This window comes from Oceanobacillus senegalensis (genome assembly GCF_900176885.1).
Classification (GTDB): domain Bacteria; phylum Bacillota; class Bacilli; order Bacillales; family Amphibacillaceae; genus Oceanobacillus; species Oceanobacillus senegalensis.
This window is the reverse complement of the sequence record NZ_LT839648.1, coordinates 1,779,092-1,793,329: the sequence shown is the minus strand read 5'-3', so window position 1 is coordinate 1,793,329 and position 14,238 is coordinate 1,779,092. Positions and strand designations below refer to the sequence as shown.

The following is a 14,238-nucleotide window of genomic DNA, read 5'->3' as shown; positions in this document are numbered from 1 at the left end:
CATTGTAGGAGGAACATAAATGAAAGAATATCTAGTAATCGTAGAGTCACCAGCAAAAGCAAAAACAATTGAACGTTATTTAGGAAAAAAATACGAAGTGAAAGCATCGATGGGACATGTTAGAGATTTACCTAAAAGTCAAATGGCTGTTGATGTAGAGGAAAATTTTAAACCTAAATATATTACTATCCGTGGAAAAGGTGACGTATTAAAAGAACTTCGTAAATCTGCTAAAAAAGCAAAAAAAGTTTACCTTGCAGCCGACCCGGATCGTGAGGGTGAAGCGATTGCATGGCATTTAGCACATGCGTTAAATGTTGATGAGAATTCAGAGTGTCGTGTCGTATTTAATGAAATCACAAAAGATGCTATTAAAGACTCATTTAAGCATCCACGTACCATTGACATAGATTTAGTGGATGCACAACAAGCGAGACGTATTCTTGATAGACTTGTGGGGTATAACATTAGCCCCTTATTATGGAAAAAAGTGAAAAAAGGCTTAAGTGCCGGTCGTGTACAATCTGTTGCGATGAAGTTAATCATTGACCGTGAGAAAGAAATTGAAAACTTTAAACCTGAAGAATACTGGACCATTGAGGCTGAGTTTCAAAAGGAAGATGCTGAGTTTGAAGGTTCTTTTTATGGAGTCGATGGAAAAAAACAAAATTTAAAAACAGAAAACGATGTTAATGAAATCTTAAATAAACTAGATAACAAGTTTTCGATTGATAAAGTTACAAAACGGGAAAGAAGAAGGAACCCAGCTCAACCATTTATAACGTCAACTCTCCAGCAAGAAGCAGCTCGTAAACTTAACTTCAGAGCAAGAAAAACGATGATGGTTGCGCAGCAGTTATATGAAGGAATTGACCTCGGAAAGAAATCTGGTGGAATAACAGGGTTAATTACGTATATGCGTACAGATTCTACTAGGATTTCTGATACTGCTAAGGCTGAGTCATCTGAATATATTAAAGAGAACTTTGGTGAAGAATATCTCGGTTCAAATAAGCAGAAAAAAAATAAAGAGGGTGCACAGGATGCTCATGAAGCCATTCGGCCAACATCCATTAATCGAGATCCGAAATCCCTCAAAGAAGTATTATCGCGTGATCAGTATAGGCTTTATAAATTAATTTGGGAACGCTTCTTAGCAAGTCAAATGGCTCCAGCAGTAATGGATACAATGACTGTACATTTAATGAATAATGGATATGAATTTCGTGCTACTGGGTCTAAAATAAAGTTTAAGGGTTTCATGAAAGTATATATAGAAGGAAACGATGATAATAAAAAGGTAGAGGATAAATTCCTTCCAGATTTACAGGAAGGAATGGTTGTAGATTCGAAGGAAATCATCCCGAATCAGCATTTTACTCAGCCACCTCCAAGATATACAGAAGCTAGATTGGTTCGAACAATGGAGGAATTAGGGATTGGTAGACCATCCACCTATGCACCGACATTAGATACTATCCAACGTCGTGGATACGTAACACTCGATAATAAAAGGTTTATACCGACTGAGTTAGGTACAATTGTAAACAAATTATTGGAAGAATTTTTCCCAGAAATAATCGATGTTGAATTTACAGTAAAGATGGAAAGTGACTTAGATTCTATTGAAGAAGGAAATCAGGAATGGGAAGCGGTAATTGATGAGTTTTACCAGGATTTCCGGAAACGTCTAGAGATAGCAGAAGAAGAGATGGAAAAAATAGAGATTAAGGATGAGCCTGCTGGTGTTGATTGTGAGGAATGCGGTCATGAAATGGTCTACAAAATGGGACGATATGGTAAGTTTATCGCATGTTCTAACTTCCCGGACTGTAGAAACACCAAACCTATTTTAAAAGAAATTGGTGTAAAATGCCCGAAATGTGAAGAGGGCAATATTGTTGAACGAAAATCCAAAAAGCGACGTACATTCTATGGATGTGATCAATTCCCTGATTGTGACTTCGTTTCCTGGGATAAACCTATTGCAAGACCTTGTCCAAAATGTGAATCTCTTCTTGTTGAAAAGAAAAGCAAAAAAGGTGTTCAGGTCAAATGTACAAACTGTGATTATGAAGAAGAAGTACAAAGTTAAGAAAAGCTGCTTATCCATTGATAAGCAGCTTTTCTCATTGTAATTTTCATCACAAATACTAAATGTAATAAGAAGTTTTTGAAAAGGTGAATAGTTTTGCTATTTTCTGGTAATACAGTAAGTAAACCTTTTATTCACAATTTATTCACGAAACGAGATTTTTCTAAAAAGATCAAATCATAATTAATTGACTTCTAAAAATGAAGTAGATATAATAACCATTTGTTGAGGCAATAATTGTTTAATACATAAATTAACAAATTGCATGACAAATCAAACAATTGTGGTATAATGGATAAGGGTGACTAGGAGTCAGAATTTTATTGCAATTCCGTTAAATGAATTGCAAACGTAAAATTAGTATGATATGATTTAAATGCTAATCGATAGGGGGGTTGATGTATTGCGCAATTTCGCTGAATATTCTAAGATGTTTATGGAATATTTACAAATAGAAAAAAATGTTTCCCCCTATACAACAAAGTTTTATCAACAAGATCTTGAAATTTTTTTTGCCTTTTTACAGCAAGAATCAATACAGGATTTAAAAGAAGTGGATGCAAGAGTTGTTCGTGTATTTCTTTCCCAACTATATGAAAAGCAACTAAGTAGAAAAACAGTATCACGAAAAATTTCCTCATTAAGAAGTTTCTATAAGTTTTTAGAAAGAGAAGGAAAGCTGTCCGGTAATCCGTTCGCGCAAATCACATTGCCGAAAACAAGCAAACCGGTACCGACTTTTTTATATAAAGAAGAGATAGAGAAATTATTTGAAGTTAATGATATGACAGAACCGTTAGGACAACGTGATCAAGCGATTATTGAAGTGCTTTACGGGACTGGTATTCGAATAAGTGAATGTCAAGGGCTACATTTGAAGGATATTGATTTTTCTATTGGTACAATGTTTATTCGTGGTAAAGGCCGAAAAGAACGATATGTTCCTTTTGGACGGTTTGCCGAAATAGCTTTAGAAACCTATATAAATGAAGCTAGACCAATCCTATTGGAAAAAGCTAAAAAAAGTACAGATGCCCTATTTTTAAATGCTAGAGGTAATCCTTTAACAGACAGGGGAATGAGATTAGTACTTAATAAGATGGTAGACAAAGCTGCATTAACCGTCCATGTACATCCACATAAATTACGTCATACATTTGCAACCCATATGCTAAATGAGGGAGCGGATTTAAGAGTGGTTCAGGAGTTACTTGGTCATGAGAATTTATCTTCCACACAAATCTATACCCATGTTACAAAGGATTACTTGCGAGATGTATATATGAAAAGTCATCCTCGTGCGAAAGATTAATTAAATGTATTGAGGTGAAACGTATGACAAATGAAATGCATGCAACTACTATATTTGCTGTTCAGCACAATGGTCAGAGTGCAATGAGTGGTGATGGTCAAGTAACACTAGGTAATGCAGTAGTGATGAAACATAAAGCGAAAAAGGTTAGACGTTTGTTTAATGGTCAGGTATTGGCGGGATTTGCAGGATCAGTGGCAGACGCCTTTACATTGTTTGAAAAATTTGAAGGTAAATTGCAATCCTTTGATGGAAATATTACCAGAGCTTCCGTAGAGCTTGCTAAAGAGTGGCGGAGTGATAAGGTTTTACGAAAGCTAGAGGCAATGCTCATCGTCATGAATAAAGAACAAATGTATCTAGTATCGGGAACAGGAGAAGTAATTGAACCCGATGACGGAATTCTAGCAATAGGTTCTGGCGGCAATTATGCGCTAAGTGCTGGAAGAGCTTTAGTTAGACATTCATCAGAATTAACTGCGAAGGAAATTGCCCAGGCAGCATTGGAAATAGCAGGTGAAATTTGTGTGTTTACGAATGACCAAATTACCCTAGAGGTACTGGAATAAAGGAGGTCTCTCTAAAGCATGAGTATAAGTTTCACTCCAAGACAAATAGTGGACCAGTTAGATAAATATATTGTGGGACAGAAAAATGCTAAAAAGTCAGTAGCTGTAGCATTAAGAAATCGTTATAGAAGAACGAAGCTAGATAATTCCTTAAAAGATGAGATTATACCAAAAAATATATTAATGATGGGTCCTACAGGTGTTGGTAAAACTGAAATAGCTAGAAGATTAGCAAAATTAGTCGGTGCCCCTTTTGTAAAAGTGGAAGCGACGAAATTTACGGAAGTAGGTTATGTTGGTCGCGATGTTGAATCAATGATTCGTGATCTTGTCGAAATGGCGATTAGAATGGTTAAAGAAGAGAAAATGAATGAAGTGAAAGATCAAGCTGAAAAAGAAGCTAATCGTAAATTAATAAAACTTCTTCTACCACAAACGAAAAAACAAACTACCGTAAAAAATCCTTTTGAAATGTTATTTTCCAATCAACCATCAGATGATGAAGAAAATAATAAAGAAAATGATGAAGAATTTTCAACGAAGAGAAGGCAAATCGAACAAAAGCTAGCATTAGGCGAACTCGAAGACCAGATGGTAACCGTTGAAATCGAAGAGGTACCACCATCCATGTTTGATATGCTTCAAGGTTCGGGTATGGAACATATGGGAATGAACATGCAGGATGTATTTGGTCAATTTATGCCAACCAAGAAAAAGAAACGGAAATTACCTGTATCTGAAGCCAGAAAACTTTTAACAAGCCAAGAAGCACAAAAATTAGTGGACATGGAAGAAGCTGCACAAGAGGCTATTGAGCTAGCGGAACAATCAGGAATCGTCTTTATAGATGAGATTGATAAAGTAGTTGGAAAAGATAATAATTCAGCTAATGTTTCTAGAGAAGGTGTGCAACGCGATATACTCCCAATCGTAGAAGGTTCCACCGTCATGACGAAGCATGGTCCTGTGAAAACAGATCATATGCTATTTATGGCCGCGGGCGCTTTTCATATGGCAAAACCATCTGATTTAATTCCGGAACTTCAGGGTAGATTTCCAATTAGGGTAGAGTTAGAAAAGTTATCCGTAGAAGATTTTAAGCGAATTCTAACAGAACCATCTAACGCATTATTAAAACAATATGAAGCATTATTGAAAACAGAAGGTATAGAAGTAGTATTTACTGACGATGCTATAGTTAGACTGGCAGAAATTGCATATGAAGTTAATCAGGAGACGGATAATATTGGTGCAAGAAGACTCCATACGATTTTAGAAAAATTACTAGAAGACCTTTCGTTTGAAGCACCAGATATAACGATGGAAGAAATTAAAATTACACCAAGTTATGTTGATGATAAATTAAAAACGATTGCTCAAAATAAAGATTTAAGTCAATTTATATTATAATATTTAAGAATGAACGGAGGATCATTATGAAACTTTTAGATCGTGCTCGAAAAATTAACGCAATGTTACAAAAAGCAACAGGTAAGTCTGTAAACTTCAATGATATGTCCAGCTCATTAAGGGATGTAATTGGAGGGAATGTTTACATCTTAAGTAGAAGAGGAAAGCTATTAGGTTTCGCTATCAACCAGGAAATTGAAAATGAAAGAATGAAAAATATGTTAGAGGAAAGAAGATTTCCTGAAGAATATACACAAGGATTGTTTAACATTCATGAAACAACAGCTAACCTTGATGTAGATAGCGATTATTCTGTATTTCCAGTGGAAAATAAAGACTTATTCCAAGGTGGCTTAACCACTATTGTACCAATAATTGGTGGTGGAGAACGTTTAGGTACATTAATTCTAGGTAGAGTTAATGAAAGTTTTAGTGATGATGACTTATTGTTAGCAGAATATGGTTCAACAGTTGTTGGTATGGAAATTCTACATGAAAAAACGGAAGAAATTGAAATGGAAGCTAGAAGTAAAGCAGTTGTTCAAATGGCGATTAGTTCATTATCCTATAGTGAATTAGAAGCTATCGACCATATTTTCGAGGAATTAAACGGTAACGAAGGATTACTTGTAGCAAGTAAAATTGCAGATAGAGTAGGTATTACAAGATCTGTAATTGTTAATGCTTTAAGAAAACTTGAAAGTGCTGGAGTTATCGAATCTCGTTCACTAGGAATGAAAGGAACTTACATTAAAGTATTAAATGATAAATTCTTAGTTGAACTTGATAAATTACGTTCAAGATAAAAGTATAGCTATACGGAAAAATATAAAACACAACACTCAGAATTAGTCTGGGTGTTGTGTTTTTTATGTAAAAATGAAGGGATATTTCAATTATTAATATGTAGATATCGTGTAAGACAAATCTAATAATATACGTTCACTATTAATTTTATATTCTGAGTTTTTTATAGGTAAAAATAATCGGTTATTCCAGTTTGAATTTGATAATATTCGACATTAATATGACAAATATATTTCGGTTTGATGACAAAAGTGATAATATAACCCGTGTTGTCGATCCCGTGTTGTCGATTTTGTTGGTTCTTAAAGACCATGCTTAAATAACTGTGAATTACATTCTTATTATATTCTTATAGTATTTTGTCGTAAAGTGATAGACTTTGTCGAATGGTTAAACATGAATAGTGAGAACGTATTAGCATTTGCAGAGAGTTCTATTTATACCTTATTACAAGTAACTGGTCCATTGCTTATCCTAGCGGTTGTAGTTGGTCTTCTTATAAGTATTTTTCAAGCTACAACCCAAATCCAAGAACAAACCTTAGCCTTTGTTCCAAAAATTATTGCAGTATTAGTAGGTGTAGTTGTTTTAGGACCTTGGATGCTTACAACCATGGTAGAGTTTACAATGAATATTTTTCAAAATCTAAATCAGTTTTGTAGGGTAAGTAATGCTAGAAATAATAAATATTAATAGTCTTCCTGTATTTTTTCTTATATTTGTTCGGATTCTTGCTTTTTTTGCAACGTTGCCATTATTTTCTTACCGGACTATTCCTTTGCCATATAAAATTGGTATGGGCTTTTTCCTTGCATTAGTTGTTTTCTTTACCGTGGATTCAAGCACTGTATTGGTCGATGAAATGTATGTCTTTATGTTGGTAAAGGAAGCACTTGTTGGTTTGATGATAGGTCTTATTGCTCATATTATTTTCTCAGCTATACAAGTTGCTGGTGGATTTATAGATTTCCAAATGGGTTTTGCCATGGCAAATGTTATGGATCCGCAAACAGGTGCTCAAAACCCAATAATGGGACAATTTTTAAATATGATATCCCTTCTACTTTTATTATCGGTCGATGGGCATCATTTGTTAATAGATGGAATGGTAAATAGTTTTCATTTTATAGAAATCAATCAATTTATCCCGTTTGAAAATAAGTCAATTGTAGACTTTGTCATTCATACGTTCAATATGATGTTTCTGATTGCTTTCCAAATTTCTATACCCATCGTAGGCTGTATGTTTCTGGTGGATGTCGCATTGGGAATTATCGCGAGAACCGTTCCTCAATTGAACGTATTTGTGGTCGGTCTTCCCTTGAAAATCTTTGTTAGTTTTGCAGCTATATTGGTATTTTTGAGTTTATATATTACGATTGCTCAAAATTCATTTGAAACCATGTTTAATGTCATGAGAGGACTTATGCAATTATTCGGAGGTGGTTAACTTGCAACTGTAATTAGATTTACAGTTTTTTGCAGGTGAAAAAACAGAAAAAGCCACACCAAAAAAACGTCAAGATGAACGGAAAAAAGGGAAGGTTGCGAAAAGTCAAGATATAAATACGGTAATATTACTTTTTTTCTGTATACTAGCTCTAATTGTTTTTGGTAATCAAATGTTAAGTAATCTTTTACAAATGTTACAACACAGTTTTACGGAATTACTTCATTGGAATTTAACGGAAGATATCGTTCAACAAGTGTTTACTGGAGTATTGCTCGAAACAGTTAAATTACTTAGAACCTTAAGAGATAAAGTGAAGAAAGTAGAGCAGAGTCATCACCATTTGGAGCAAACATTACATCGTTCCCCTACAGCGGTGGAGGTTGCCAACTATATCGGATTAACAACACATGAAGTTGAATCGATTATGAAAGACTCCTTAATGAGTAATATTTTATCAATCGAGGAGAAATCTAATAGACATGACGGTGGAAAGGAAGGAATTGGTTATTCCATACCAGATCAAACGTCAATTATTCCTGAATCTCAAATTCTCCAAGAGGAAATTGTAATAGAACTCGCTCAAGCAATTAAAAAGCTAAATAAAAAAGAACAAATAGTGGTTAGTTTGTTTTATTTTGATGAATTAACGTTACAGAAATAGGAAGTGTCCTAGGTTTAACCACTTCACGTATATCCCAAATTCATAAAAGAGCTATAAATAAATTAAAGGATATTCTTGATAAACTATAATAAGCAAACTAAATGATAAAATGGGAAGAGCCACAACTAGATGATTAGATGATAGGAAAATGGTTTCCACAGAGGTTGAAGTCATTCATTAAAGGGGAACAAGTATGATATCGTTTTTATTAATTATCAGTTTTTTATTACACCTTATCACAATCTACGCCATATTTATTTTGTTAAAAAAAGTACAAAATAAAAACCTGGAAGAGGTAGAAGTGATTAGAGGTCTATTTGAGAAGTATTTACAAGCAATTAAAGCAGAGAATAATCGCTTACAAGTAGAATTGAAAAACAATCCGACTTCTAATAAAGAGTTGGTTGGAAAAAATAGGATGAATGAAAATGAAACAGATCCTTATTTTGCTCAACCAATAAAAACAAAAGAAACAGAACCTATTATAAATGTAGATCATATTGATGATACGATAGAGTCTTCTCTGGATGCTCGGGTATTACAATTGTATGATAAGGGCTTAGGTGTGACAGAAATTGCTAAAACGTTAGAATGTGGTAAAACAGAGGTAGAGCTTATTATAGAATTACATAAAAAAGGCCAGAAATAAGCTTGATTCTACATGAATGTTATGGTATAGTAATTTTTGGTGTAAATGCTCAATGTTTGTAAAATGAAACGACTGGGTAAAAAAACACACGTTTAGTAATTTGTATAGTTGGTGCCGAATTACTTCGGTCTCTATATAAAAATGATCTAAACGGAGGAAAAAACCATTTAGGAGGAAAATTTTATGTCAGCAATTTCTATGAAGCAACTTTTAGAAGCTGGTGTACATTTTGGACATCAGACACGCCGTTGGAACCCGAAAATGAAAAAATACATTTTCACAGAACGTAACGGTATTTATATCATCGACCTACAAAAAACAGTGAAAAAGGTTGATGAAGCTTATAATTTTGTAAAAGATATCGCAGCGAATGGTGGTTCAATTCTTTTCGTTGGTACGAAAAAACAAGCACAAGAGTCTGTACGCGATGAAGCAACCCGTTCAGGAATGTTCTATGTTAACCAACGTTGGTTAGGTGGAACACTTACGAACTTCCAAACTATCCGTAAACGTATTAACCGTTTGAAAGATATAGAGCGTATGGAAGAAGATGGAACTTTTGAAGTGTTACCTAAAAAAGAAACAGTGGACTTATTAAAAGAAAAAGACCGTCTTGTTAAGTTTCTTGGTGGAATTAAAGAAATGAAAAACCTTCCAGATGCTTTATTTGTTATTGATCCACGTAAAGAACGTATTGCAATCGCAGAAGCACATAAATTAAACATTCCTATCATTGGAATTGTAGATACAAACTGTGATCCTGATGAAATCGATTATGTAATTCCTGCGAATGACGATGCAATTCGCGCAGTAAAACTTTTGACTTCCAAAATGGCGGATGCTATTTTAGAGGTAAAACAGGGCGAAGTTACCGAGGAAGTACAATCAGAAGAAACTACTGAAGAAGCAGAAGCAGCTGCAGTAAATCAAGAGTAATTTTAAAAGGTGAGGGTGATAAGAGGATATGAGCCTTTTATCACCTTTTTTAAAAGGAAGGATGTCTAATTCATCCGGTTCATCCTCTTTTTTAACTATATGCAAAAGAATCATTTTAATAAATCATCGTATATCCAAGGAGGAAAAATCATGGCAATTACTGCGAAATTAGTAAAAGAACTACGCGAAAAAACTGGTGCAGGTATGATGGATTGTAAAAAGGCACTTCAAGAAACAGATGGTGATATGGAAAAAGCAGTTGACTTTCTACGTGAAAAAGGAATTGCAAAAGCTGCCAAAAAAGCAGACCGTATTGCTGCAGAAGGATCTACTCACATTGAGGTAGATAACAACACTGCAGTACTTCTTGAAGTAAACTGTGAAACGGACTTTGTAACCAAAAATGATCAGTTTAAAGAATTACTTTCTAACCTAGGTAAACACCTAGTTAAAGAACAACCAGCAACAGTGGAAGAAGCTCTACAACAAAAACTTCATGGTGATGGAGAATCTGTTGAAACATATATCAATACTGTTGTTTCTAAAATCGGTGAAAAAATTACATTAAGACGATTTACTATCCTTACAAAAACGGATAATGATACATTTGGTGCTTATCTACATATGGGTGGCCGTATTGGTGTGTTATCTGTACTTGAAGGAACAACCGATGAACAAGTTGGTAAAGACATCGCTATGCACGTTGCAGCGGTTAACCCTCGTTATATCTCTCGTGAAGATGTAAATGAAGAAGAGGTAAACCATGAACGTGAAGTATTAAAACAACAGGCCCTAAATGAAGGAAAACCAGAGAAAATTGTTGAAAAAATGGTAGAAGGTCGTTTAGGTAAATTCTTCCAAGAAATCTGCCTATTAGAACAAGACTTTGTTAAAGATCCTGACCAAAAGGTTAAAAAATATGTAGCCGATAAAGGTGCTTCTGTTAAATCATTTATTCGTTATGAAGTTGGTGAAGGTTTAGAAAAACGTGAAGAAAACTTTGCTGATGAAGTAATGAGTCAAATTAAAAAATAATAAGGATACCTCAAATAGGGGACAATGAATTTGTTCCCTATTTCCTCATGAAAAAGTGATAATGAATATTTAAATTCTTGGAGGTTAATATGACAGCACGATACCGTAGAATTGTGTTAAAATTAAGTGGTGAAGCATTAAGTGGGGATCAAGGTTCTGGTATTGATCCTAAGGTAATTAAATCAATAGCAGCTCAGGTGAAAGAAGTTGTAGAACTAGGTGTCGAGGTCGTGGTAGTTGTTGGTGGTGGAAATATTTGGCGTGGAAAAGTTGGAAGTGAAATGGGAATGGATCGGGCCACAGCAGACTATATGGGTATGCTGGCAACAGTAATGAACTCTCTAGCACTTCAGGATGGACTTGAAACAATAGGTATTCCAACGCGTGTCCAAACATCCATTGAGATGCGCCAGGTTGCAGAACCCTACATAAGAAGAAAAGCAATTCGTCATCTAGAGAAAAAACGTGTTGTTATTTTTGCTGCTGGTACTGGAAATCCATATTTCTCAACTGATACTACTGCTGCATTAAGAGCAGCCGAAGTAGAAGCTGAAGTTATTCTAATGGCAAAAAATAATGTTGATGGAGTTTATACAGATGACCCTAAAATCAACAAAGATGCAAAAAAGTATGAAAGTCTTTCATACTTGGAAATGATAAACGAAGGGCTCGGTGTAATGGACTCTACAGCCTCTTCACTATGCATGGATAATAATATCCCATTAATCGTATTTTCTATAACAGAAGAAGGAAATATTAAAAAAGTTGTTCAAGGTGAAACCATTGGAACAACAATAAGGGGGAAATAAACATGTCAGATGCAATTTTAAATACAATGCGCGAAAAAATGGAACAAGCAGTACAAGCTTATTCAAAAAGTTTAGCAACTGTTCGGGCAGGTCGTGCAAATCCAAGCCTTCTTGACAGTGTATTCGTTGATTACTATGGTGCATCAACGCCATTAAACCAATTATCGAATATTTCTGTTCCAGAAGCGAGAATGCTTGTCGTTACTCCATATGATAAATCATCACTAGGTGATATAGAAAAAGCAATTCAAAAAGCTGACTTAGGAATCTCTCCATCAAATGATGGAAATGTAATTCGCATTAGTATTCCAGCTTTAACAGAAGAAAGAAGAAAAGAACTAGTAAAAGTAGTTGGAAAATATGCGGAAGATTACCGTGTACAAGTACGTAATGTGCGCAGAGATGCTAATGATCAGTTGAAAAAATCTGAGAAAAATGGCGACATTACAGAGGATGAATTAAGGAATCTTCAAGATATGGTACAAAAGGAAACAGATAAATATATTGCGAAAATTGAAGATTTAACAAAAAATAAAGAAAACGAAATTATGGAAGTATAAAACTTCTATAATTCCCCTTTTAAAACTTTCATAAGTAATCAATTAAGTGTAAAATGATTAAAAGCCCTCTTCATAATAAGGGGGCTTTTGTATTCGTTTCATTTTACCGTTATAATATTAGTAACTTGCCATTTGCCAAGCAAGTGAACCCAAAAGGTACGTAATATATACCCTTTTACCTTCATAATAATAGTAAAGGAAACGTAAGCAATAACAATATTCGGAGGACAGTGCATGTCTATGAAAATTCCTTTTTTAAAAAAGAAACAAAAAGCAGAAGAAAGCCAGGATGATTTAGAAAATGTACCGGGCCATGTTGCCATTATTATGGATGGGAATGGGCGTTGGGCGCAGCGAAAAGGACTACCTCGTATATCAGGGCATAAAGAAGGTGTGCACGCTGTTAATAAGGTAGTTAAAATTGCATCTCAATCAGGTGTTAAGGCACTCACCATGTTTGCATTTTCTACAGAAAACTGGAAAAGGCCTAAATCAGAAGTTGATTTTCTCATGAAGCTTCCAAAAGAGTTTTTACATATGTATTTACCTGAAATTATGGATAATAATGTGAGAATAAAAACCATAGGAGAATTTGATGCATTACCCGAACATACAAAAAAAGTTATTGAATACGCGGTTGACAGTACAAAAAATAATGATGGGATGTTGTTAAATTTTGCATTGAATTATGGTGGTCGTTATGAAATTATTCGTGCAGTGGATAAAATCATCCATGATATAGACTCAAATGGCTTATCTATAAATGAGTTGGATGAAGAACTATTTTCACAGTATCTATATACAAAGGAATTACAGGATCCAGATTTATTAATAAGAACGAGTGGAGAGCAGCGTTTGAGTAACTTTTTATTATGGCAATCCGCTTATACAGAATTTTGGTTCACGGATGTGTTATGGCCTGATTTCGATGAGCATGTATTTAAAGAAGCTCTACGTGAATACCAGCAACGTAAGAGACGTTATGGCGGATTGTAGGATGGTGACTAATAAATGAAGCAACGGACCATTACAGCAATAATTGCATTAATTATATTTTTGCCATTAATAATTATCGGAAGTTGGCCGTTTGAAATTTTTGTATATTTAATTGCTACCATTGGATTAATGGAGTTAATTAAAATGCGGAAGATAGAATATACTCTTCCCTCCTTACTGGCGATTGTATTATTGTGGTTATTACTGTTTCAAGATCAGTATTTGTTTTCTATTCACTTAGAAAAATTTGAATGGATAACACTCATTATACTAATATTGCTTGCATATACTGTCTTAGTTAAAAATAAATTTACATTTGATCATGTCGGTTTTATCCTATTAGCTACATTTTATGTTGGAGTTGGCTTCTATTATCTTATAGAAACAAGAGATGGATCGGGTATCGAAGGATTAAAAAATATCCTATTTGCCTTTTTAATTGTTTGGTCAACGGATACTGGTGCGTATTTATTTGGACGAGCCTTAGGAAAAAGAAAGCTATGGCCTACTATTAGCCCAAATAAAACGGTAGAAGGTGCAGTTGGTGGGATTGTATTAGCATGTATTGTAACAGCAATTTTTCATTTCTTTTTCCCTTTCCAACATTCTATGGTAATGGTAATTGCTGTGACGATTATAGCATCCATATTTGGACAAATTGGAGACTTGGTCGAATCGGCACTCAAACGAATTTATAATGTGAAGGATTCCGGAAAATTATTACCAGGTCATGGTGGAATATTAGATAGATTTGATAGTTTGCTGTTTGTATTGCCTTTATTACATATCATTCAATTTTTCTCCTGACATAGGGTGAACGAAAATAGGATTCGGCTTTGCATCATAGATATAAAAAGTTGGAAGACCTTACCTGGAAACGATAGGTTAAAACATATTTTTTTATTTAAGGACGAATTTCCAATGATTTATACTTGAACAAATTGAT

The 14,238-nt window shown here is 34.4% G+C and carries 16 protein-coding genes and 1 pseudogene; all 17 read left to right on the top strand.

Features of this window, described 5'->3' with window-relative positions; all coding sequences use genetic code 11:
• Positions 1-19: 19 nt before the first annotated feature.
• The 17 genes and pseudogenes from topA (at position 20) to CAO17_RS08440 (ending at position 14,099) form a co-directional block, all read left to right on the top strand.
• Positions 20-2,095 carry a type I DNA topoisomerase gene (topA, locus tag CAO17_RS08515; RefSeq protein WP_085992400.1) on the top strand — a complete coding sequence of 692 codons (2,076 nt, stop codon included), beginning with the start codon at positions 20-22 and terminating at the stop codon, positions 2,093-2,095.
• 403 nt (positions 2,096-2,498) lie between these two features.
• On the top strand, positions 2,499-3,407 hold the full coding sequence (gene xerC, locus CAO17_RS08510) for a tyrosine recombinase XerC (protein WP_245831812.1): 909 nt from the start codon (positions 2,499-2,501) through the stop codon (positions 3,405-3,407).
• Between the two features lie 23 nt (positions 3,408-3,430).
• On the top strand, positions 3,431-3,976 hold the full coding sequence (gene hslV, locus CAO17_RS08505) for an ATP-dependent protease subunit HslV (protein WP_085992398.1): 546 nt from the start codon (positions 3,431-3,433) through the stop codon (positions 3,974-3,976).
• 18 nt (positions 3,977-3,994) lie between these two features.
• A complete protein-coding gene (hslU, locus tag CAO17_RS08500) occupies positions 3,995-5,386 on the top strand; it encodes an ATP-dependent protease ATPase subunit HslU (protein ID WP_085992397.1) in 1,392 nt (463 codons plus the stop codon).
• A 26-nt stretch (positions 5,387-5,412) separates the two neighbouring features.
• A complete protein-coding gene (gene codY / locus CAO17_RS08495) occupies positions 5,413-6,192 on the top strand; it encodes a GTP-sensing pleiotropic transcriptional regulator CodY (protein ID WP_085992396.1) in 780 nt (259 codons plus the stop codon).
• A gap of 397 nt (positions 6,193-6,589) precedes the next feature.
• Positions 6,590-6,886, top strand: a complete 297-nt coding sequence (fliQ, locus tag CAO17_RS08490) for a flagellar biosynthesis protein FliQ (protein WP_085992395.1) — start codon at positions 6,590-6,592, stop codon at positions 6,884-6,886.
• The gene (gene fliR, locus CAO17_RS08485; RefSeq protein ID WP_085992394.1) at positions 6,864-7,643 is read left to right on the top strand and encodes a flagellar biosynthetic protein FliR; all 780 of its coding nucleotides are present in this window, start codon (positions 6,864-6,866) and stop codon (positions 7,641-7,643) included. The genes fliQ and fliR overlap by 23 nt, the downstream gene beginning before the upstream one ends.
• A 49-nt stretch (positions 7,644-7,692) precedes the next feature.
• A pseudogene (locus CAO17_RS20705) lies at positions 7,693-7,920 on the top strand (EscU/YscU/HrcU family type III secretion system export apparatus switch protein); the annotation flags it as partial.
• The gene (locus CAO17_RS21670) at positions 7,900-8,307 is read left to right on the top strand and encodes a sigma-70 domain-containing protein (protein WP_281252961.1); all 408 of its coding nucleotides are present in this window, start codon (positions 7,900-7,902) and stop codon (positions 8,305-8,307) included. The pseudogene CAO17_RS20705 and the gene CAO17_RS21670, both read left to right, overlap by 21 nt.
• The gene (locus CAO17_RS22100; RefSeq protein WP_085994443.1) at positions 8,289-8,396 is read left to right on the top strand and encodes a sigma factor-like helix-turn-helix DNA-binding protein; all 108 of its coding nucleotides are present in this window, start codon (positions 8,289-8,291) and stop codon (positions 8,394-8,396) included. Before CAO17_RS21670 ends, CAO17_RS22100 begins: the two co-directional genes overlap by 19 nt.
• Before the next feature lie 104 nt (positions 8,397-8,500).
• Positions 8,501-8,956, top strand: coding sequence for a DUF6115 domain-containing protein (locus CAO17_RS08470; protein ID WP_085992393.1), 456 nt, complete (start codon positions 8,501-8,503; stop codon positions 8,954-8,956).
• Positions 8,957-9,139: 183 nt separating this feature from the next.
• Entirely contained in the window at positions 9,140-9,892 is a 753-nt protein-coding gene (rpsB, locus tag CAO17_RS08465) for a 30S ribosomal protein S2 (protein WP_085992392.1), read from the top strand.
• A 150-nt stretch (positions 9,893-10,042) separates the two neighbouring features.
• Complete coding sequence (gene tsf, locus CAO17_RS08460) at positions 10,043-10,927, top strand: translation elongation factor Ts (RefSeq protein WP_085992391.1); 885 nt, start codon at positions 10,043-10,045, stop codon at positions 10,925-10,927.
• An 89-nt stretch (positions 10,928-11,016) separates the two neighbouring features.
• Positions 11,017-11,736 (top strand): UMP kinase, encoded by a 720-nt coding sequence (gene pyrH / locus CAO17_RS08455; protein ID WP_085992390.1) that lies wholly within the window; start codon positions 11,017-11,019, stop codon positions 11,734-11,736.
• Between the two features lie 2 nt (positions 11,737-11,738).
• Positions 11,739-12,296, top strand: coding sequence for a ribosome recycling factor (gene frr / locus CAO17_RS08450; protein ID WP_085992389.1), 558 nt, complete (start codon positions 11,739-11,741; stop codon positions 12,294-12,296).
• A 234-nt stretch (positions 12,297-12,530) separates the two neighbouring features.
• The gene (locus CAO17_RS08445; RefSeq protein WP_085992388.1) at positions 12,531-13,292 is read left to right on the top strand and encodes an undecaprenyl pyrophosphate synthase; all 762 of its coding nucleotides are present in this window, start codon (positions 12,531-12,533) and stop codon (positions 13,290-13,292) included.
• Positions 13,293-13,307: 15 nt separating this feature from the next.
• Positions 13,308-14,099 (top strand): phosphatidate cytidylyltransferase, encoded by a 792-nt coding sequence (locus CAO17_RS08440; RefSeq protein WP_085992387.1) that lies wholly within the window; start codon positions 13,308-13,310, stop codon positions 14,097-14,099.
• The last annotated feature ends 139 nt before the right edge of the window (positions 14,100-14,238 follow it).